The organism is Streptomyces sp. SID13726 (genome assembly GCF_010548375.1).
In the GTDB taxonomy this organism is placed as follows: domain Bacteria; phylum Actinomycetota; class Actinomycetes; order Streptomycetales; family Streptomycetaceae; genus Streptomyces.
Map to the genome: position 1 here is coordinate 1 of NZ_JAAGLY010000742.1, position 400 is coordinate 400.

Here is a 400-nt window from a genome sequence, read left to right on the forward strand (position 1 = left end):
CTGCTGCCGAGGTCGCCGCCGAGGAGCCGGGCGACGCCGCCGCCGAGGTCGTGGCCGAGGCTGCTGCCGAGGTCGCCGCCGTCGCCGACGCGGAGGCCGTGGTCGCCGACGCCGAGGCCGACGAGACCAAGTGACGTCCCGGGGTGCGCGGCGGGCGACCGCCGCGCACCCCGTGCCGTCCCACCGGCGCACCGGGCACCGCCACGGTGCCCCCAGCACGTACCCGTGACGAAGAACCCGTGACGAACCACGAGTGAGGAACCACCATGGCGAACTACACCGCCGCTGACATCAAGGCGCTGCGCGAGCGCACCGGCGCCGGCATGCTCGACGTCAAGAAGGCTCTCGACGAGGCGGACGGCGACGCGGAGAAGGCGCTCGAGATCATCCGCGTCAAGGG

The 400-nt window shown here is 74.0% G+C and carries 1 pseudogene; it reads left to right on the forward strand.

Annotated features, from left to right (window positions below):
- Positions 1 to 266 precede the first annotated feature (266 nt).
- A pseudogene (locus tag G3I78_RS50065) lies at positions 267 to 400 on the forward strand (elongation factor Ts); the annotation flags it as partial.